17 protein-coding genes are annotated in these 17,525 nt (G+C 65.4%); 10 read left to right on the forward strand and 7 right to left on the reverse strand.

Annotation, left to right across the window (positions count from 1 at the left end; all coding sequences use genetic code 11):
* The first annotated feature begins 18 nt into the window (after nucleotides 1-18).
* Nucleotides 19-1,137 (forward strand): glutamate 5-kinase, encoded by a 1,119-nt coding sequence (gene proB / locus WS64_RS01255; protein ID WP_059580892.1) that lies wholly within the window; start codon nucleotides 19-21, stop codon nucleotides 1,135-1,137.
* 97 nt (nucleotides 1,138-1,234) lie between these two features.
* Here the strand turns inward: proB and WS64_RS01260 are convergent, their stop codons facing one another.
* Together WS64_RS01260 and WS64_RS01265 are read right to left on the reverse strand one after the other, a co-directional pair.
* Nucleotides 1,235-1,843: a CNP1-like family protein gene (locus WS64_RS01260; protein ID WP_059580894.1), complete on the reverse strand. Its 609-nt coding sequence runs from the start codon at nucleotides 1,841-1,843 to the stop codon at nucleotides 1,235-1,237.
* Nucleotides 1,844-1,856: 13 nt separating this feature from the next.
* On the reverse strand, nucleotides 1,857-2,501 hold the full coding sequence (locus WS64_RS01265) for an RNA pyrophosphohydrolase (protein ID WP_006496762.1): 645 nt from the start codon (nucleotides 2,499-2,501) through the stop codon (nucleotides 1,857-1,859).
* A 229-nt stretch (nucleotides 2,502-2,730) separates the two neighbouring features.
* Here WS64_RS01265 and WS64_RS01270 point away from each other — a divergent pair, with 229 nt between their 5' ends.
* Together WS64_RS01270 and WS64_RS01275 are read left to right on the forward strand one after the other, a co-directional pair.
* Complete coding sequence (locus tag WS64_RS01270; protein ID WP_059580899.1) at nucleotides 2,731-4,467, forward strand: proline--tRNA ligase; 1,737 nt, start codon at nucleotides 2,731-2,733, stop codon at nucleotides 4,465-4,467.
* A 20-nt stretch (nucleotides 4,468-4,487) separates the two neighbouring features.
* Nucleotides 4,488-5,090 carry a MarC family protein gene (locus WS64_RS01275; protein ID WP_059638023.1) on the forward strand — a complete coding sequence of 201 codons (603 nt, stop codon included), beginning with the start codon at nucleotides 4,488-4,490 and terminating at the stop codon, nucleotides 5,088-5,090.
* Nucleotides 5,091-5,182: 92 nt separating this feature from the next.
* On the opposite strand, the gene WS64_RS01280 is transcribed toward WS64_RS01275, so the two are convergent.
* Together WS64_RS01280 and ffh are read right to left on the reverse strand one after the other, a co-directional pair.
* Entirely contained in the window at nucleotides 5,183-5,734 is a 552-nt protein-coding gene (locus tag WS64_RS01280; protein ID WP_059580903.1) for a hypoxanthine-guanine phosphoribosyltransferase, read from the reverse strand.
* 94 nt (nucleotides 5,735-5,828) lie between these two features.
* Nucleotides 5,829-7,196 (reverse strand): signal recognition particle protein, encoded by a 1,368-nt coding sequence (ffh, locus tag WS64_RS01285; RefSeq protein WP_059580906.1) that lies wholly within the window; start codon nucleotides 7,194-7,196, stop codon nucleotides 5,829-5,831.
* Between the two features lie 89 nt (nucleotides 7,197-7,285).
* Here ffh and WS64_RS01290 point away from each other — a divergent pair, with 89 nt between their 5' ends.
* From WS64_RS01290 to WS64_RS32090, 7 genes are all read left to right on the forward strand, one after another.
* Nucleotides 7,286-8,179: a cytochrome C assembly family protein gene (locus WS64_RS01290; RefSeq protein ID WP_060965544.1), complete on the forward strand. Its 894-nt coding sequence runs from the start codon at nucleotides 7,286-7,288 to the stop codon at nucleotides 8,177-8,179.
* Between the two features lie 13 nt (nucleotides 8,180-8,192).
* The gene (locus tag WS64_RS01295; RefSeq protein WP_060965545.1) at nucleotides 8,193-8,501 is read left to right on the forward strand and encodes a PP0621 family protein; all 309 of its coding nucleotides are present in this window, start codon (nucleotides 8,193-8,195) and stop codon (nucleotides 8,499-8,501) included.
* Complete coding sequence (gene ampD / locus WS64_RS01300) at nucleotides 8,498-9,088, forward strand: 1,6-anhydro-N-acetylmuramyl-L-alanine amidase AmpD (RefSeq protein WP_059580913.1); 591 nt, start codon at nucleotides 8,498-8,500, stop codon at nucleotides 9,086-9,088. Before WS64_RS01295 ends, ampD begins: the two co-directional genes overlap by 4 nt.
* A gap of 452 nt (nucleotides 9,089-9,540) precedes the next feature.
* Nucleotides 9,541-12,555 (forward strand): ribonucleoside-diphosphate reductase subunit alpha, encoded by a 3,015-nt coding sequence (locus WS64_RS01305; RefSeq protein ID WP_060965546.1) that lies wholly within the window; start codon nucleotides 9,541-9,543, stop codon nucleotides 12,553-12,555.
* 365 nt (nucleotides 12,556-12,920) lie between these two features.
* A complete protein-coding gene (locus WS64_RS01310; protein WP_006476978.1) occupies nucleotides 12,921-14,132 on the forward strand; it encodes a ribonucleotide-diphosphate reductase subunit beta in 1,212 nt (403 codons plus the stop codon).
* A gap of 82 nt (nucleotides 14,133-14,214) precedes the next feature.
* Nucleotides 14,215-14,541: a hypothetical protein gene (locus WS64_RS32085; protein ID WP_081059043.1), complete on the forward strand. Its 327-nt coding sequence runs from the start codon at nucleotides 14,215-14,217 to the stop codon at nucleotides 14,539-14,541.
* A 28-nt stretch (nucleotides 14,542-14,569) separates the two neighbouring features.
* Nucleotides 14,570-15,217, forward strand: a complete 648-nt coding sequence (locus WS64_RS32090; RefSeq protein ID WP_081103758.1) for a histone H1-like DNA-binding protein — start codon at nucleotides 14,570-14,572, stop codon at nucleotides 15,215-15,217.
* Nucleotides 15,218-15,453: 236 nt separating this feature from the next.
* Here the strand turns inward: WS64_RS32090 and WS64_RS01320 are convergent, their stop codons facing one another.
* The 3 genes from WS64_RS01320 to tpx all read right to left on the reverse strand — a co-directional run bounded on the left by WS64_RS01320 (nucleotide 15,454) and on the right by tpx (nucleotide 17,474).
* Entirely contained in the window at nucleotides 15,454-15,927 is a 474-nt protein-coding gene (locus tag WS64_RS01320) for an outer membrane lipoprotein (protein ID WP_059580922.1), read from the reverse strand.
* Nucleotides 15,928-15,946: 19 nt separating this feature from the next.
* On the reverse strand, nucleotides 15,947-16,885 hold the full coding sequence (locus WS64_RS01325; protein WP_060965548.1) for a carbohydrate kinase family protein: 939 nt from the start codon (nucleotides 16,883-16,885) through the stop codon (nucleotides 15,947-15,949).
* Between the two features lie 85 nt (nucleotides 16,886-16,970).
* Nucleotides 16,971-17,474, reverse strand: coding sequence for a thiol peroxidase (tpx, locus tag WS64_RS01330; protein ID WP_050013872.1), 504 nt, complete (start codon nucleotides 17,472-17,474; stop codon nucleotides 16,971-16,973).
* Nucleotides 17,475-17,525 lie beyond the last annotated feature (51 nt).

A 17,525-nucleotide genomic window follows, 5' to 3' on the forward strand; every position in this document is an offset into this window, starting at 1 on the left:
TACAGGAGACAGTGCAGGATGCGTTCGATCATCGCGGATTCGAAGCGATTGGTGGTGAAGGTGGGCTCGAGCCTCGTGACCAACGACGGCAAGGGGCTCGATCATGCTGCAATCGGTCGCTGGGCAGCCCAGATCGCTGCGCTGCGTGCGCAGGGCAAGGAAGTCGTGCTCGTCAGTTCGGGCGCGATTGCCGAAGGCATGCAGCGGCTCGGCTGGAGCAAGCGGCCGCGGGAAATCGACGAGTTGCAGGCCGCCGCCGCGGTCGGCCAGATGGGGCTCGCGCAAGTCTACGAAAGCCGCTTTACCGAGCACGGCATCCGCACCGCGCAGATCCTGCTCACGCACGCCGACCTGGCGGATCGCGAGCGCTATCTGAACGCGCGTTCGACGCTGCTCACGCTGCTGCGGCTCGGCGTCGTGCCGATCATCAACGAGAACGACACGGTCGTCACCGACGAAATCAAGTTCGGCGACAACGACACGCTCGGCGCGCTCGTCGCGAACCTGATCGAAGGCGATGCGCTGATCATCCTTACCGACCAGTCGGGGCTGTTCACGGCCGATCCTCGCAAGGACCCGAATGCGACGCTCGTCGGCGAGGCCAATGCGGGCGCACCGGAGCTCGAGGCGATGGCAGGCGGGGCCGGTTCGAGTCTGGGCCGCGGCGGAATGCTGACGAAGATCCTCGCGGCGAAGCGGGCGGCGCACAGCGGCGCGAATACCGTGATCGCAAGCGGCCGGGAGTCCGACGTGCTCGTGCGGCTGGCGGCCGGCGAGGCGATCGGCACGCAACTGATCGCACGGACCGCGCGGATGGCGGCACGCAAGCAATGGATGGCCGATCATCTGCAGGTGCGCGGCCATGTCGTGATCGATGCCGGCGCGGTCGAGAAGCTGACGGCCGGCGGCAAGAGCCTGCTGCCGATCGGCGTCACCGACGTGCAGGGCGCGTTCGCGCGCGGCGAGGTGATCGCGTGTGTCGGCCCGGACGGGCGCGAGGTGGCGCGCGGGCTCACGAACTACAGCAGCGCGGAAACGAAGCTGATTCACCGCAAGCCGAGCGGCGAGATCGAGGCCGTGCTCGGCTACATGCTGGAGCCCGAACTGATTCATCGCGACAACCTCGTGCTGGTGTGATCGCCAGCCGGTTTTCGTCGCCGAAATGGAAAAGCCCGCATCGCGCGGGCTTTTTCATTGCAGCGGGGCGATGCGGGCGACGGGCCCCCGCGCGCCGTCAGCGCAGCTGCGTCATCGCGGTGCGGTGGAACCGGATGTTTTCGAGGATCTGCCGGGTGGAGCCCTGGGGCATCTTGTTCGAGCAGAAGTAGTCCTGGTAGAGCGCGGAGTGGTAGGCGTTCAACTCGCCGTTCTCGATGCGCCGCCAGTCGTTCTCGACGGTGCGATCCCAGCCGTTGTGGTCCGCGTTCAGGCCGGCGTACTGGCGCCATTCGTAGGTGTCGCAGCGGATGCCTTCGTAGTTCACGTTGCGCGCGCCGGCGGGGCTCGTGATCACGACGGCGTAGCGCACGACGCCGTCGGTGCCGACGTCGAGCGACTTCGCATCGACGAAGAACTTGAGCGGCGTGTTCTGCGACACGTTGAATGGCAGCAGATCGCCCGTTTGCGGTAGCGGCGGCAGCGTGTCGACGGCGTTTTCCTTCCAGGTTCCCTGACGGTCGAGCAGGTACACGAACTCGCTGTCATCCTTGTTGGACGGCGCTTTCGAGTTCGCGCAACCGGCCAGGGCGGCCATCGCGGCGATCGATGCGAGCGCGAGAGCAATCGCTTTCAATATGCATTCCTCGTAAAAAAAGGGCGCGACACCAAGGTCGCGCCCGGTCATGCAGTCCAACTCGTCATTTGCCGACGATCACGCGGGGCGGCATCTCGTCGAGCGTGCTCGCTTCCACTTCGATCTCCGAACAGACTACCGATGCGTCGACAATCGTCAGCGTCTGGGCCTGTGCGCCGATGACGCGCGGATAGCGCGACACACGCGGCCCGCGCGGCTTCTCGGCTCGCTGCGCCGGGCGGCGCAGGAAGCGCGACAGTTCCGTTAGCGCCAACTGATAGACATCCCGCTTGAACTCGATCACCGCATCGAGCGGCACCCAGTACTCGTTCCAGCGCCACGCATCGAACTCCGGGTGATCGGTCGCGCGCAAGCAAATGTCGCAATCGCGTCCAACCATCCGCAGCAGGAACCAGATCTGCTTCTGGCCGCGGTAATGACCGCGTACTTCGCGTTTGATGAACTTGTCAGGCACCTCGTAACGCAACCAGTCGCGAGTGCGGCCGATTATCTTGACGTGTTCCGGATGCAGGCCCGTTTCCTCGTGCAGTTCCCGGTACATCGCCTGCATGGGGGTCTCGCCGTACTTGATCCCACCTTGAGGAAACTGCCAGGAATGCTCGCGGAGCCGCTTGCCCCAAAACACCTCGTTGCGCGCGTTCAAGAGGATGATGCCGACGTTCGGGCGAAAGCCTTCACGATCCAGCATACAACCACCTTCGAATCCTTTAAAATTGCTTTGATTATAAACAGATAACGGGCGCTGCGCACCGTGACGGAGCGAATCCGCGCGGGGTACGCCGGCTGAATTGTCCCTGATTAGTCTGCTACGTCGTCTGCGCCATCGTCGTCCCTCGTTGTTCGCCGCGCGCAGCTTTTTCACCTTGAAACTTTTTCGGGCGCCCCGCCTGGGGGCGCCGTTTTTGGAACCCGTCCGCATGAAAGCTTCCCGTTTCTTTATCGGCACCCTGAAAGAGGCACCCGCCGACGCAGAGATCGTCAGCCACAAGCTGATGGTCCGCGCCGGCATGATCCGTCGCGTCGCCGGCGGCATCTACAACTATCTGCCGGTCGGCCTGCGTTCGATTCGCAAGGTCGAGGCGATCGTGCGCGAGGAAATGAACCGGGCGGGCGCCATCGAGCTGCTGATGCCGGCCGTGCAGCCGGCCGAGCTGTGGCAGGAATCGGGCCGCTGGGAACAGTACGGCCCCGAGTTGCTGCGCTTCAAGGACCGCAAGGACAACGATTTCGTGATCGGGCCGACGCACGAGGAAGTCGTCACCGACATCGCACGCAACCAGATCAAGAGCTACCGGCAGATGCCGGTGAACTTCTACCAGATCCAGACGAAGTTCCGCGACGAGATCCGTCCGCGCTTCGGCGTGATGCGCGGCCGCGAATTCATCATGAAGGACGCGTATTCGTTCGACAAGGATGCGGCCGGCCTGAACGAGTCGTACCGCAAGATGTACGACGCGTACGTGCGCATCTTCACGCGCCTCGGCCTCGAGTTCCGCGCGGTGGCGGCCGACAGCGGCTCGATCGGCGGCAACTTCTCGCACGAATTTCACGTGATCGCCGACACCGGCGAGGACGCGATCGCGTACTGCCCGACGTCCGAATTCGCGGCGAACGTCGAGGCGGCCGAAGCGCTGCCGCTGATTGCCGAGCGCGCGGCGCCGGCCGAAACGATGGAAAAGGTCGCGACGCCCGGCAAGGCGAAGTGCGAGGCCGTCGCCGAACTGCTGTCGATCCCGCTCGAGCGCACGATCAAGTCGATCGTGCTCGCGACCGACAATGAAGGTGCCGAGCCGACCATCTGGCTCGTGATGCTGCGCGGCGATCACGACCTGAACGAGATCAAGGTGTCGAAGCTGCCGGGCCTGAAGAACCACCGCTTCGCGACCGAGCAGGAAATCGTCGAGTGGTTCGGCACGCCGCCGGGCTACCTCGGGCCGGTCGGCACGAAGAAGCCGGTGAAGGTGATCGCCGACCGCACGGTCGCGAACATGAGCGACTTCGTCGTCGGCGCGAACGAGGTCGACTATCACATCGCGGGCGTGAACTGGGGCCGCGACCTGCCGGAGCCGGAAGTTGCCGACGTGCGCAACGTGAAGAAGGGCGATCCGTCGCCGGACGGCAAGGGCGTGATCGACATCTGCCGCGGCATCGAGGTCGGCCACGTGTTCCAGCTCGGCACCAAGTACTCGGAAGCGATGGGCGCGACGTTCCTCGACGAGTCGGGCAAGCCGCAGCCGATGCTGATGGGCTGCTACGGCGTCGGCATCACGCGTATCCTCGGTGCGGCGATCGAGCAGAACTTCGACGACCGCGGCATCATCTGGCCCGAGTCGATCGCGCCGTTCGAGGTCGTGCTGTGCCCGATGGGCTACGACCGCAGCGACATGGTGCGCGAGACGGCCGACAAGCTGTACGCGGAACTCGTCGCCGCCGGCATCGACGTGATCCTCGACGATCGCGGCGAGCGCCCGGGCGTGATGTTCGCCGACTGGGAACTGATCGGCGTGCCGCATCGTCTCGTGATCGGCGAGCGCGGCCTGAAGGAAGGCAAGGTCGAATACCAGGGCCGCCGCGACGCCGAAGCGACGCTGCTGCCGGCCGACGCGGCCGCGGCGACGGTCGCCGAGAAGATCCGCGCCGCGCTCGCGCACTGAGCGCGGCGACCGGGGACACGATGGAATACACGTTCCTGTCCGCCACCGTGCTCCTCGTGCTGATCACGGACCCGCTCGGCAACATCCCGCTGTTCATTTCGGCGATGCGGGATGTGCCGCGCGAGCGGCGCGTGAAGCTGATCCTGCGCGAAGTAGGGATCGCGTTCGTGATCCTGCTGTTCTTCATGCTGGTCGGCGATCGCTTTCTGCGGATGATGAGCCTCACCGACCTGTCGCTGCGGCTCGGCGGCGGGATCGTGCTGTTCCTGATCGCGCTGCGGATGATTTTCCCGCATCCGGACGGCGCGCTCGGCAGCGATCCGCGCGCGGGCGGCGAGCCGTTCATCGTGCCGCTCGCGATTCCGGCGCTGGCGGGGCCGTCCGCGCTCGCGACGGTGATGCTGATGACGTCGCAGGCGCCCGGCAAGATGCTCGAGTGGGTCGGCGCGCTGACGGTCACGATGCTCGTCTGCGCGATCACGCTGGTGCTGGCCGAACGGATCCAGCAGTGGCTCGGCGAGCGGACGGTCGCGGCGTTCGAGCGGCTGATGGGGCTCGTGCTCGTCGCGATCTCGGTCGAGATGCTGCTGGCCGGCATCCGCGCGTTCGTGCACCAGTTATAAGCAGGCGGCGCGGAAACAAAAAAGCGGCGCTCCGGGCAACCGGCGCGCCGCTTTCTATTTATATGGCGGGTATATGGCGGACAGCTCGGCGATCAGACGTTCGCGGTCAGCGCGCGGATCGTCGGCAGGTTGCGCCAGTAGCCCTTCGCGTCCATCCCGCAGCCGAACACGTAGCGGTCCGGCACCGAGAAGCCGCAGAAGTCGGGGTGCAGCGGTTTCGCCTTCGTGAGCGTCTTCTCGCACAGCACGGCGGACATGAAGCGCTTCGCGCCCATGTCGAGGATGCGGTCGCGGATCGCGGCCATCGTCTCGCCTTCGTCGAGGATGTCGTCGAGTACGAGCACGATGCGGTCCTTCACCGATTCGCGCGGTGCGACGCGCCAGTGCATCTCCGGGCTGCCCTGCGTCGTGTTGCGGTAGCGGGTCAGGTGGATGTAGTCGAATTCGAGCGGGAAATCGAGATGCGGCAGCAGCATCCCGGTAAACACCGCGGCGCCGCCCATCACCGAGAGAACGAGCGGGAACGCGTCGCCGATCTCGGCGCGGATCGCGTCGGCCATCTTCGAGATCGACGCGTTGACGGCGTCGGCCGAGACGATCTCTTCGGAGTGGTCGAAAATGTGGAGGGCTTCTTCGCGGTTCATGTGTTCTGGCGGGCAGTCGGTATACAAATAAGGATGAAGCAGAACGACCGGCGCGCGCTACGGCAAAAACCCGCGCGCCGGCCGACGGGCGAAATCAGCGCATGCCGGGCATCATGCCCTTCAGCCCGCGCATCATCTTCTGCATGTTGCCGCCCTTCAGCTTCTTCATCATCGTACGCATCTGGTCGTACTGGTTCAGCATCCGGTTGACTTCCTGCACCGGCACGCCCGCGCCGGCTGCGATGCGGCGCTTGCGCGTCGCCTTGATGATTTCGGGTTTCGCGCGCTCGGCGGGCGTCATCGAGCTGATGATGCCTTCCATCCGGCGGATCGACTTCTCGGCCTGGCCCATGTCGGCGCCGGCCGCCGCCTGCTGGAACTGCGCGGGCAGTTTGTCCATCAGCGACGACAGGCCACCCATGTTCTTCATCTGCGAGATCTGCGCGCGGAAATCGTTCAGGTCGAAGTCGCCGCCTTTCTTGACCTTGTCGGCGAGCTTCTGCGCGGCCTGGACGTCGACGCCGCGCTGCGCCTCCTCGACGAGCGCGAGGATGTCGCCCATGCCGAGGATCCGGTTCGCCATCCGGTCGGGGTGGAACACCTCGAGGCCGTCGAGCTTCTCGGCGACGCCGACGAACTTGATCGGCTTGCCCGTGATGTGCCGCACCGACAACGCGGCGCCGCCGCGCGAGTCGCCGTCGAGCTTGGTCAGCACGACGCCGGTGAGCGGCAGCGTGTCGTTGAAGGCCTTCGCGGTGTTGACCGCGTCCTGGCCGAGCATCGCGTCGACGACGAACAGCGTTTCGGCCGGCTTCAGCACGCCGTGCAGCGCGGCGATTTCCTGCATCATCGCCTCGTCGATGCCGAGGCGGCCGGCCGTGTCGACGATCAGCACGTCATGGTAGTGGCGCTTCGCCCAGTCGACGGCCGCGAGCGCGATGTCGACGGGCTTCTGGTCCGGCGTGGACGGGAAGAAATCGGCGCCGACCTGTTCGCTCACCGTTTTCAGCTGCATGATCGCGGCCGGGCGATACACGTCGCACGACACGGTCAGCACCTTCTTCTTGTACTTCTCGCGCAGCAGCTTCGCGAGCTTGCCGGCGGTCGTGGTCTTGCCCGCGCCCTGCAGGCCGGCCATCAGGATCACCGCGGGCGGCGTGACCGCGAGGTTCAGCTCGGCGGCCTTGCCTTCGTAATCGCCGCCGATCACGGCGGTGAGTTCCTTCTGGACCACGCCGACGAGCGCCTGGCCCGGCGACAGGCTGCTGATCACTTCTTCGCCGAGCGCCTTTTCCTTGACCTTGGCGATGAATTCGCGGACGACCGGCAGCGACACGTCGGCTTCCAGCAGCGCGAGACGCACCTCGCGGAGCATCTCCTGCGTATTCGCCTCGGTGAGCCGGGCCTCGCCGCGCAGCGTCTTGACGACGCGCGCCATCCGTTGAGTGAGATTGTCGAGCATGGGGAGCGATGGACAGTGGGGCCCGAAGGCGCGGCGGAACCGAACAAAGGGAGCCGTCGCGGGGAGGGGGCCTAGTGTAAACTTCGAACATGGATATTGTACTGTATGCCCTCACCGCATTCCTGTACGGCGGCCTCGCCGTCGCAGGCTGGCGTGCGCACCGCCAGGGTGCGACGCCGCTCGTCGCGAGCGTGCCGGCCGTGCCGGTCCCGGCGTCCGCCGCGTCCGGGATGAGCGGGGCCGGCCGCGCGCTGCTGTTCGCCGCGCTGGTCGCGCACGGCGTGCTGCTGCACATGACGATCTTTCCGAACGACGCGATGGTGTTCGGCTTCGCGTTCGCGCTGTCCGCGATGTTCTGGCTCGGCGCCGGCATCTACTGGATCGAGAGCTTCTTCTTCCCGCTCGACAGCCTGCGCCTGCTGGTGCTGCCGCTCGCGTGCGGCGCGTCGCTGCTGCCGCTGATATTCGGCGGCGTGCGGGTGCTGCCCTATGCCGCGGCGCCGCTGTTCAAGCTGCATTTCCTGATCGCGAACATCGCGTACGGCCTCTTCGCGATCGCCGCGCTGCACGCGATCCTGATGCTGATGGTCGAGCGGCGTCTGCAGTCGCTCAGGAGCGGCGGGCGCGACGGCTCGACGGGCTGGATCGCGAGCTGGCTCGAAACGCTGCCGCCGCTGCTCACGCTCGAGAAGCTGCTGTTCCGCCTGATCGGCGCCGGCTTCGTGCTGCTGACGCTGACGCTCGCGTCGGGCATCCTGTTCAGCGAGCAGGTCGACGCGCGCGCGTTGCGGCTCGATCACAAGACGGTGTTCGCGATCCTGTCGTGGCTGATGTTCGGCGGCCTGCTGGTCGCCCACAAGACGTCGGGCTGGCGTGGCCGCGGGGCCGCGCGCTGGGTGCTCGTGTCGTTCGCCGCGCTGCTGCTCGCGTATGTCGGCAGCCGGTTCGTTTTCGAGGTGCTGCTGCACCGCTCCGTGGTTTGACCGCAGGTTTCCGATGCGACAGATTCTTCTCCTGATTCTTCTCTTCTTCGCGGGTTCGTGGCTCGCGCGCAAGCTGCGCCACGCGCAGGAACAGGCGCAGGCGCGCGCCGGTCGCGGCGCCGGTAACGGCGGTGCGCCCGGCGCCGGTGCCGCGCGCCCGAACGGCGACGCACGCTCGCTGCCCGAACCGATGGTGCGCTGCGCCGAGTGCGGCGTGCATGCGCCGAAGGGCGATGCCATCGCCGCGAGCGGCGAATACTTCTGCAGCGCCGAGCATGCGCAGCGCCACGCCGCGCGCGTGAACGGCCGCGACGCGCGATGAGCGACGCGCCGGTGTTGTCGGTCGACGCGAACGGCTGGGTGCGCGAAGCGCGCCATGCGCCGTCGCCGAACTTCGAGGCGCGGCCCGCGGGTGCGGTGCCGACGCTCGTGGTCGTCCACAACATCAGCCTGCCGCCCGGCGAATTCGGCGGCGACGCGATCGAGGCGCTGTTCCTGAATCGTCTCGACTGCGATGCGCACCCCTATTACCAGAGCCACCTGCGCGGCGTGCGCGTGTCCGCCCATTTCCTGATCCGTCGCGGCGGCGAGCTCGTGCAGTTCGTGTCGTGCGACGAGCGCGCATGGCATGCGGGCTCGTCCGAGTTCTTCGGCCGCACGCGCTGCAACGACTTCTCGATCGGCATCGAGCTCGAGGGGGCCGACGACGTGCCGTTCGACGATGCGCAATACGCGGTGCTCGCCGCGCTCTCGCGCGCGCTCGCCGCGCGCTACCCGGTCGATGCGTTCGCCGGGCATTCGGACGTCGCGCCGGGCCGCAAGACCGACCCGGGCCCGCATTTCGATTGGCAACGCTTCGCGAGCGATGCCGGTTTTTCCGCCGAATACTTTCCTTTCCGTCAGCACTGATCGCGGGGTTTTTTGATCGGAGAAAGTTTTTTCTCCGACCAATGCCTTGCCGTGTCTGCGCGTGAGCGATGTCAAGACCTCTATCGCAAATTATCCGTTTGGACGTCCTCCGAATGTCCACTATACTTGGTGCCAGTTGAACGGTTCTGTACTAGATATAGTGTGTGTCGCAGGGGAAAACCCGAGCGGCACCGGCCGGCGGGCAACGTCGGCGGACAGGGTTCTCAAGGCGGCGCGTCAGGCCGGGCGGTCCGGGCGTCGCGACCAGCGCAGCGAACATCGACGGGGCAGGGTACACATGACGAAGCACACGACCGGCCGGGTTGTCGCGCATCGACCGAACCGGCTTCCCCGGCGCATCGCTCGCCTCTTACCGCTCGCGCACCGCATCGCGCAGCGTTCGTTTTAATCCGCGGTTCTCTCCGCACCATCCAACACCAGGAGCTTTGCACATGCAAACCACCGACAACGCGACGTCCCAGTACGAGAGCGCCTCGAGCCGTCCGCTCGGCGGGACCGAACAGGGCGCGAAGGCGCTCGCGCCGCAGGCCACGTTCGCCGACTACAAGGTGATCCGCCGCAACGGCAGCGTGGTGTCGTTCGAACCCTCGAAGATCGCGATCGCGGTGACCAAGGCTTTCCTGGCCGTCAATGGCGGGCAGGGCGCGGCATCGGCGCGCGTACGCGAGCAGGTCGAGCAACTGACGCACAACGTCGTTCGCGCGCTCGTGCGCAGCCGCCCGAACGGCGGTACGTTCCATATCGAAGACATCCAGGATCAGGTCGAACTCGCGCTGATGCGCGGCGGCGAGCACAACGTCGCGCGTGCGTACGTGCTGTACCGCGAGAAGCGTCACCTCGAGCGCCAGCATGCGGGCGAGGAAGCGGCGGCAGCGGGCGGCGAGTCGACCACCGGCATCAACGTCGTCGACAACGGCGTCACGCGTCCGCTCGACCTGAACGCGCTGCGCGCGCTGATCGTGTCGGCGTGCGACGGCCTCGGCGCTGCGGTTAACCCTGACCCGATCGTCGCGGAGACGGTGAAGAACCTGTACGACGGCGTGCCGATGAGCCAGGTCTACGACTCGGCGATCCTCGCGGCGCGCACGATGATCGAAAAGGATCCGGCATACAGCCAGGTCACGGCCCGCATCCTGCTGCACACGATCCGTCGCGAGATCCTCGGCGAGGAAGTCGTGCAGGCCGAGATGTCGACCCGCTACGCCGAATACTTCCCGCAGTTCCTGAAGCGCGGCGTGGACGCCGGCCTGCTCGACGACAAGCTGCTGCAGTTCGACCTGAAGCGCCTCGGCGAAGCGCTCGACGCGAACCGCGACCTGCAGTTCGGCTACCTCGGCCTGCAGACGCTGTACGACCGCTACTTCCTGCACGTCGAAGGCACCCGCATCGAAATGCCGCAGGCATTCTTCATGCGCGTCGCGATGGGCCTGTCGCTGAACGAGATCGACCGCGAAACGCGCGCGATCGAGTTCTACAACGTGCTGTCGAGCTTCGACTTCATGAGCTCGACGCCGACGCTGTTCAACTCGGGCACGCACCGCTCGCAGCTGTCGTCGTGCTACCTGACGACGGTCGCGGACGATCTCGACGGCATCTATGAGGCGCTGAAGGAAAACGCGCTGCTGTCGAAGTTCGCCGGCGGCCTCGGCAACGACTGGACGCGCGTGCGCGCACTCGGCTCGCATATCAAGGGCACGAACGGCAAGTCGCAAGGCGTGGTCCCGTTCCTGAAGGTCGTGAACGACACGGCCGTCGCGGTGAACCAGGGCGGCAAGCGCAAGGGCGCGGTCTGCGCGTACCTCGAATCGTGGCACCTCGACATAGAGGAGTTCCTGGAGCTGCGCAAGAACACCGGTGACGACCGTCGCCGCACGCACGACATGAACACGGCGAACTGGATTCCCGACCTGTTCATGAAGCGCGTGATGGAAGGCGCCGACTGGACGCTGTTCTCGCCGTCGACCTGCCCGGACCTGCACGACAAGTTCGGCGCGGAATTCGAGGCGGCTTACACGGCTTACGAAGACAAGGTCGCGCGCGGCGAGATCAAGCTGTTCAAGAAGATCCCGGCGCAGCAGCTCTGGCGCAAGATGCTCGGCATGCTGTTCGAGACGGGCCACCCGTGGATCACGTTCAAGGATCCGTGCAACGTGCGCTCGCCGCAGCAGCACGTCGGCGTCGTCCACTCGTCGAACCTGTGCACGGAAATCACGCTGAACACGAGCGACACCGAAATCGCGGTGTGCAACCTCGGCTCGGTGAACCTCGTCGCCCACCTGGTGAAGCAGGCCGACGGCAGCTACGCGCTCGACCACGACAAGCTCAAGCGCACGATCAGCGTCGCGATGCGCATGCTCGACAACGTGATCGACATCAACTACTACGCGGTGCCGAAGGCGCGTAACTCGAACCTGAAGCACCGCCCGGTCGGCATGGGCATCATGGGCTTCCAGGACTGCCTGCACCTGCTGCGCACGCCGTACGCGTCGCAAGCGGCGGTCGAGTTCGCCGACCGTTCGATGGAAGCCGTCTGCTACTACGCGTACTACGCGTCGACCGAGCTGGCCGAGGAGCGCGGCCGCTACTCGAGCTACCGCGGCTCGCTGTGGGATCGCGGCATCCTCCCGCAGGACACGCTGAAGCTCCTGACGGAAGCGCGCGGCGGCTACGTCGAGGTCGACACGTCGGAATCGCTCGACTGGACGACGCTGCGTGCGCGGATCGCCACGCACGGCATGCGCAACTCGAACTGCGTCGCGATCGCGCCGACGGCGACGATCTCGAACATCATCGGCGTGTCGGCCTGTATCGAGCCGACCTTCCAGAACCTGTACGTGAAGTCGAACCTGTCGGGCGAATTCACGGTGGTGAACGAATATCTCGTCCGCGACCTGAAGGAGCGCGGCCTGTGGGACGAAGTGATGGTCGCCGACCTGAAGTACTTCGACGGCATGCTGTCGCGCATCGACCGCATCCCGGCCGACCTGCGCGCGATCTACGCGACCGCGTTCGAGGTCGACCCGACGTGGCTGGTCGAAGCGGCATCGCGTCGCCAGAAGTGGATCGACCAGGCGCAGTCGCTGAACATCTACATGGGCGGCGCGTCGGGCAAGAAGCTCGACGAGGTGTACAAGCTCGCATGGCTGCGCGGCCTGAAGACGACCTACTACCTCCGCACGATGGCGGCGACGCACGTCGAGAAGTCGACGGTCGCGCACGGCGCGCTGAACGCGGTGCCGACGGGCGGTGCGGGCAGCGGCGGTGCAGGCGGTTCGGGCAGCGGCGGCGCGCAAGGCGCGGCGGGCGGCTTCGGTGCGGCAGGCGGCGCTGCATCGTCGGGTGCGGTCAACGCGGCGCCGGCGCTCGCGCCGGTCGAAGCAGACGGTCCGGTGTGCACGATGCGTCCGGGCGACCCCGGCTTCGACGAGTGCGAAGCGTGCCAGTAACGCAGTGCGCCTGACCTGAGAAGCAGGCCTGGGCGGCGCGCACGACGACCGATCGAGGTTGAAGTGTGCGCCGCTCTCAACTAAAAAAATGATAAGGAATCTGTAACGCGACACCTGCGTTGCAGGCAGTGACAAGCGATCGAAACAGCCCCGACGACGTCGCGTTTCGATCAGCGTTCGACGCGTCGAGCGCACCTCGCGATACAAGCGCGACTCACGTCGCGCGCTGCATGAATGACGATGCGTTGCTCAAAGTGTTGTATCGAGGTCGCAACGCGAATCGAAAAAAGGATTTTTCGTGAGCGAACCCTTTTATCGCTCAGGAAAAGATGGTACAAACCGTTCTAAATTGATGGTGAGAATTTATGCTCAACTGGGATGACGAGAAGACTGCCGTAACCCCCGCGAGCGGAGCGCAGCAAAACGCGATGCGCACCTCCGCCGGGATGGCTGTCGGAATGCAGGCTGCAACGCCTGCCGCCCATCAGGTCCGTGACATTTTCGAAGGCGATCTTGCGGTGCCGCCGCAAGCATCGGCTGTTCCCGCCGGCGGTACGGAAGCGCGGGTCAATGTCGCCGACAAGCGCATCATCAACGGCCAGACTGACGTCAATCAGCTGGTGCCGTTCAAGTACAAGTGGGCGTGGGAAAAGTATCTGGCCGGTTGCGCGAACCACTGGATGCCGCAGGAAATCAACATGTCCCGCGACATCGCACTGTGGAAGGACCCGAACGGTCTGACCGAGGACGAGCGCCGCATCGTGAAGCGCAACCTCGGCTTCTTCGTGACGGCCGATTCGCTCGCGGCGAACAACATCGTGCTCGGCACGTACCGCCACATCACGGCGCCCGAGTGCCGGCAGTTCCTGCTGCGCCAGGCGTTCGAGGAAGCGATCCACACGCACGCGTACCAATACATCGTCGAATCGCTCGGCCTCGACGAAGGCGAGATCTTCAACGCGTACCACGAGGTCACGTCGATCCGCGCGAAGGACGAATTCCTGATCCCGTTCATTCATACGCTGACGGACCCGGCCTTCAAGACCGGCACGCTCGAAGCGGATCAGAAGCTGCTGAAGTCGTTGATCGTGTTCGCCTGCATCATGGAAGGCCTGTTCTTCTATGTCGGGTTTACGCAGATCCTCGCACTCGGCCGCCAGAACAAGATGACGGGTGCTGCGGAGCAATATCAGTACATCCTGCGCGACGAGTCGATGCACTGCAACTTCGGCATCGACCTGATCAACCAGATCAAGCTCGAGAACCCGCATCTCTGGACCGCCGAATTCCGCGCCGAGATCCGCGAGCTGTTCAAGCAGGCTGTCGAACTCGAATACCGCTACGCCGAGGACACGATGCCGCGCGGCGTGCTGGGTTTGAACGCGTCGATGTTCAAAAGCTATCTGCGCTTCATCAGCAACCGCCGTTGCCAGCAGATCGGCCTCGACCCGCTGTTCCCGAACGAGGAAAACCCGTTCCCGTGGATGAGCGAGATGATCGACCTGAAGAAGGAACGCAACTTCTTCGAGACGCGTGTGATCGAGTATCAGACGGGGGGCGCGCTGTCCTGGGAATAACCCGCAGCAGCGAACCCGTTACATGATGGAGCAGCCGGTGGCCTCTCGGCCCCGGCCCAAGGTTTAGGAGCAAGAACGCCTGATGCAAAGCATGCCCGGTGCCTTAGCGGCCCAACGATACGACAGGCACTTTGCGAACCCTTCAGTGGGATGGGCAAACTTCCCTCCGGAAAAAGCGGACGGCCGTGTGGCGGTCCGCTTGATCAAGCGATTAGGGGTAGCGGCGCGAGGTGCGCCGGCTACCGACTTGATTTGGCGCGCGAGGCCGGGTGGTCACGCGCGCCATACCGTATTCATTAGCGTAAGCGCGCGGTATCTGCGTACGCCGATGAATAGCCCGCTTCGAAGCGCACGTCCTGAACAGCGTCCGCGGGAAGCGGGTTTTGACGAAGGGTGTAGTTTGAACTGACTCTCATCTGAACCTGAAGGAGAACAACATGGCTACTGCCAAGAAGAAACCGGCTGCTAAGAAGGTTGCTGCAAAGAAGACCGTTGCGAAGAAGGCTGCTGCTCCGGCGAAGAAGGCCGCGGTGAAGAAGGTTGCCGCGAAGAAGGTCGCGGTGAAGAAGGTTGCCGCGAAGAAGGCAGCACCGGCGAAGAAGGCAACTGCAAAGAAGGTTGCAGCCAAGAAGGTCGCAACGAAGAAGGTTGCAGCCAAGAAAGTCGCGGCGAAGAAGGTCGCGGTGAAGAAGGTTGCTGCAAAGAAGGCAGCACCGGCGAAGAAGGCCGCCGCGAAGAAGGTTGCAGCCAAGAAAGTCGCGGTGAAGAAGGTTGCCGCGAAGAAGGCCGCACCGGCGAAGAAGGCTGCTGCGAAGAAGGCCGCGCCCGCGAAGAAGGCTGCCGCGAAGAAGGCCGCGCCGGCGAAGAAGGCTGCCGCGAAGAAGGCTGCGCCCGCCAAGAAGGCTGCCCCTGCGAAGACGGCTGCCGCACCGGCGAAGAAGGCTGCTGCCCCGAAGAAGGCCGTCGTGAAGAAGGCCGCGCCGGCGACGACCGCGTCGACCGCATCGGTTGCGCCGGCATCGGGCGTGAAGACCGCGCTCAACCCGGCAGCAGCATGGCCGTTCCCGACCGGCAGCCGTCCGTAATCGCGGCTGAGCAGCATCACCCGGACACTCATGTGTCCGTGGGTTGAGTAGCGCTACTCAATCAGTCCCGCCATCTGGCTCAGGTGGCGGGATTTTTTTCGTCCGTATTCGTCCGTATGGGTCATCGATCGGCGGGCCGACGCGAGCGCGGACGAAAACGGGCGGACGAAAAAAACGCATGCGCGGCTTCGCACATGCGTTCGACCGCGGCTTGCGCCGCGTGCTGAGGATATCGGTTAGTGCGTGACGCGCGTGACGCCGCCGCTCGACAGCAGGCGTACGCGCTCGCCGGCGCGGAACGCTTCGCCGCTCGCTGCCTGCGTGATCGAGCGCAGGTCGCCGTTGTCGAGACGCACGGTGATTTCGACACCGTTCGCCGTGCTGAGGTTTTCGCCGACCGCGTTGCCGGCGACTGCACCGACGAGGCCGCCGGCGATCGCCGTCAGGATCGAACCTTTGCCGCCGCCGATCGCGCTGCCCGCGACCGCACCGAGTGCGCCGCCGCCGAGCGTGCCGATCGCGCTGCCGCCGCCGTCGGACTGGATGCGCACCGCGCGGACGCTTTCGACCGTGCCCATGCGGACCGTTTGTTCGCGCTGCGCCTGGCCGACGCTATAGACATCCGCCGAACCGGGTGCCGTGAAGCAGCCGGCGAGGGTCAGCGTGGCCGTCAGCATGGCCGCGAGCGTGAGGGTTTTTCTGGTCAACATCTTTGCTCTCCCACAATATTCATTTGAGACTGTAACCGAATGCAGTCTCGAAGCGTGCGTCGATTTCCTCGCGCGTCAGTACGTAAGTCTGGGGCCCTTGATGAGCGATCTTGAGCGAGCCCAACAGGCTCGCGAGGCGGCCCGTGGTTGCCCAGTCGAGACCGTGCTCGATGCCGTACAGCAAGCCGCCCCGGAAGGCGTCGCCGCAGCCGGTCGGATCGGCGACGCGCTCGGCCGGCACGACCGGAATCTGCTCCGTGCCCTGCTTGTGGCGGATGGTCGCGCCGTGCTCGCCGCGCGTAATGACGAGAGCGTCGACCCGGCTGGCGATTTCGTCTTCGGACCATCCCGTCTTGTCGCTCACCAGCTTGGCCTCGTAGTCGTTGACCGCTACATAGGTCGCAAGTTCAATGCTGCGGCGCAGCGTCGCACCGTCGAACAGCGGCAGGCCCTGGCCCGGATCGAACACGAACGGCACACCGGCGCGGGCGAGTTCTTCCACATGCTGCACCATTCCGTCGAAACCGTCCGGGCCGACGATCGCGAGCTTGATGTCCGGCGCGTCGCCCGCATGGTTCAGGTGCGACTGCATCATCGCGCCCGGGTGGAATGCGGTGATCTGGTTGTTGTCGAGATCGGTCGTGATCATCGCCTGCGCGGTGTACGTATCGGGCAGCACGCGCACATGGTCGCGGCGCAGGCCGAGCTGGTCGAACCGGTCGAGATACGGCTGCGCGTCGAACGCGCCCATCGTGGCCATGATGCGCGCGTCGCCGCCGAGCAGGTGCAGCGCGTACGCGATGTTGCCCGCACAGCCGCCGAATTCGCGGCGCATCGTCGGCACGAGGAAGCTCAGGTTGATGAGGTGCACCTGGTCGGGCAGGATGTGCTCGCGGAACCGCCCTTCGAAGGTCATGATGGAGTCGTAGGCGATCGAGCCGCAAATCAGCGTAGCCAAGGTGTGCGTTCCTGTAGAAATGAGGGGCCCTGCGCGACAACGCCGCGCGAAGGGCGCGGCGCGGCAGGGGAAAGCGGAAGAAAGCTTACTTCAGTGCGGCGAGCGCTGCATCGTAGTTCGGCTCGTCCTTGATTTCGCCGACGAGTTCCGCGTGGATCACCTTGTCCTGCGCGTCGAGCACCACCACCGCACGCGCGGTCAGGCCGTTCAGCGGGCCGCTCGTCACGTCGACGCCGTACGCGTTCGCGAATGCGCGGCCGGTGCGGAACGTCGATGCCGTCACGACGTTCGCGAGGCCTTCGGTCGTGCAGAAGCGCGTGGCGGCGAACGGCAGGTCGGCGGACACGACGATCACGACCGTGTTGTCGAGCGACGACGCGGCTTCGTTGAACTTGCGGGTGGACGTCGCGCAGGTCGGCGTGTCGAGGCTCGGCACGATGTTCAGCACCTTGCGCTTGCCGGCGAAGCTGGCGAGCGTCAGATCGGCGAGATCCTTGCCGACCAGCTTGAAATCGGCGGCTTGCGCGCCGACGGCCGGGAACGTGCCGGCGAGATCGATCGGGTTGCCACCCAGCGTAACTTTGCTCATGTTCGTGCTCCGAAATAGCGCGCCGCTCGGGCGCGCGGGTTGAGACGGGCG

This window comes from Burkholderia anthina (assembly GCF_001547525.1).
GTDB classification, from domain to species: domain Bacteria; phylum Pseudomonadota; class Gammaproteobacteria; order Burkholderiales; family Burkholderiaceae; genus Burkholderia; species Burkholderia semiarida.

Coding starts and splice junctions, on each gene's coding strand:
- proB (WP_059580892.1), top strand. CDS start 19: ATGCGTTCGATCATCGCGGATTCGAAGCGATTGGTGGTGAAGGTGGGC.
- WS64_RS01260 (WP_059580894.1), bottom strand. CDS start 1,843: ATGACCGGGCGCGACCTTGGTGTCGCGCCCTTTTTTTACGAGGAATGC.
- WS64_RS01265 (WP_006496762.1), bottom strand. CDS start 2,501: ATGCTGGATCGTGAAGGCTTTCGCCCGAACGTCGGCATCATCCTCTTG.
- WS64_RS01270 (WP_059580899.1), top strand. CDS start 2,731: ATGAAAGCTTCCCGTTTCTTTATCGGCACCCTGAAAGAGGCACCCGCC.
- WS64_RS01275 (WP_059638023.1), top strand. CDS start 4,488: ATGGAATACACGTTCCTGTCCGCCACCGTGCTCCTCGTGCTGATCACG.
- WS64_RS01280 (WP_059580903.1), bottom strand. CDS start 5,734: ATGAACCGCGAAGAAGCCCTCCACATTTTCGACCACTCCGAAGAGATC.
- ffh (WP_059580906.1), bottom strand. CDS start 7,196: ATGCTCGACAATCTCACTCAACGGATGGCGCGCGTCGTCAAGACGCTG.
- WS64_RS01290 (WP_060965544.1), top strand. CDS start 7,286: ATGGATATTGTACTGTATGCCCTCACCGCATTCCTGTACGGCGGCCTC.
- WS64_RS01295 (WP_060965545.1), top strand. CDS start 8,193: ATGCGACAGATTCTTCTCCTGATTCTTCTCTTCTTCGCGGGTTCGTGG.
- ampD (WP_059580913.1), top strand. CDS start 8,498: ATGAGCGACGCGCCGGTGTTGTCGGTCGACGCGAACGGCTGGGTGCGC.
- WS64_RS01305 (WP_060965546.1), top strand. CDS start 9,541: ATGCAAACCACCGACAACGCGACGTCCCAGTACGAGAGCGCCTCGAGC.
- WS64_RS01310 (WP_006476978.1), top strand. CDS start 12,921: ATGCTCAACTGGGATGACGAGAAGACTGCCGTAACCCCCGCGAGCGGA.
- WS64_RS32085 (WP_081059043.1), top strand. CDS start 14,215: ATGCAAAGCATGCCCGGTGCCTTAGCGGCCCAACGATACGACAGGCAC.
- WS64_RS32090 (WP_081103758.1), top strand. CDS start 14,570: ATGGCTACTGCCAAGAAGAAACCGGCTGCTAAGAAGGTTGCTGCAAAG.
- WS64_RS01320 (WP_059580922.1), bottom strand. CDS start 15,927: ATGTTGACCAGAAAAACCCTCACGCTCGCGGCCATGCTGACGGCCACG.
- tpx (WP_050013872.1), bottom strand. CDS start 17,474: ATGAGCAAAGTTACGCTGGGTGGCAACCCGATCGATCTCGCCGGCACG.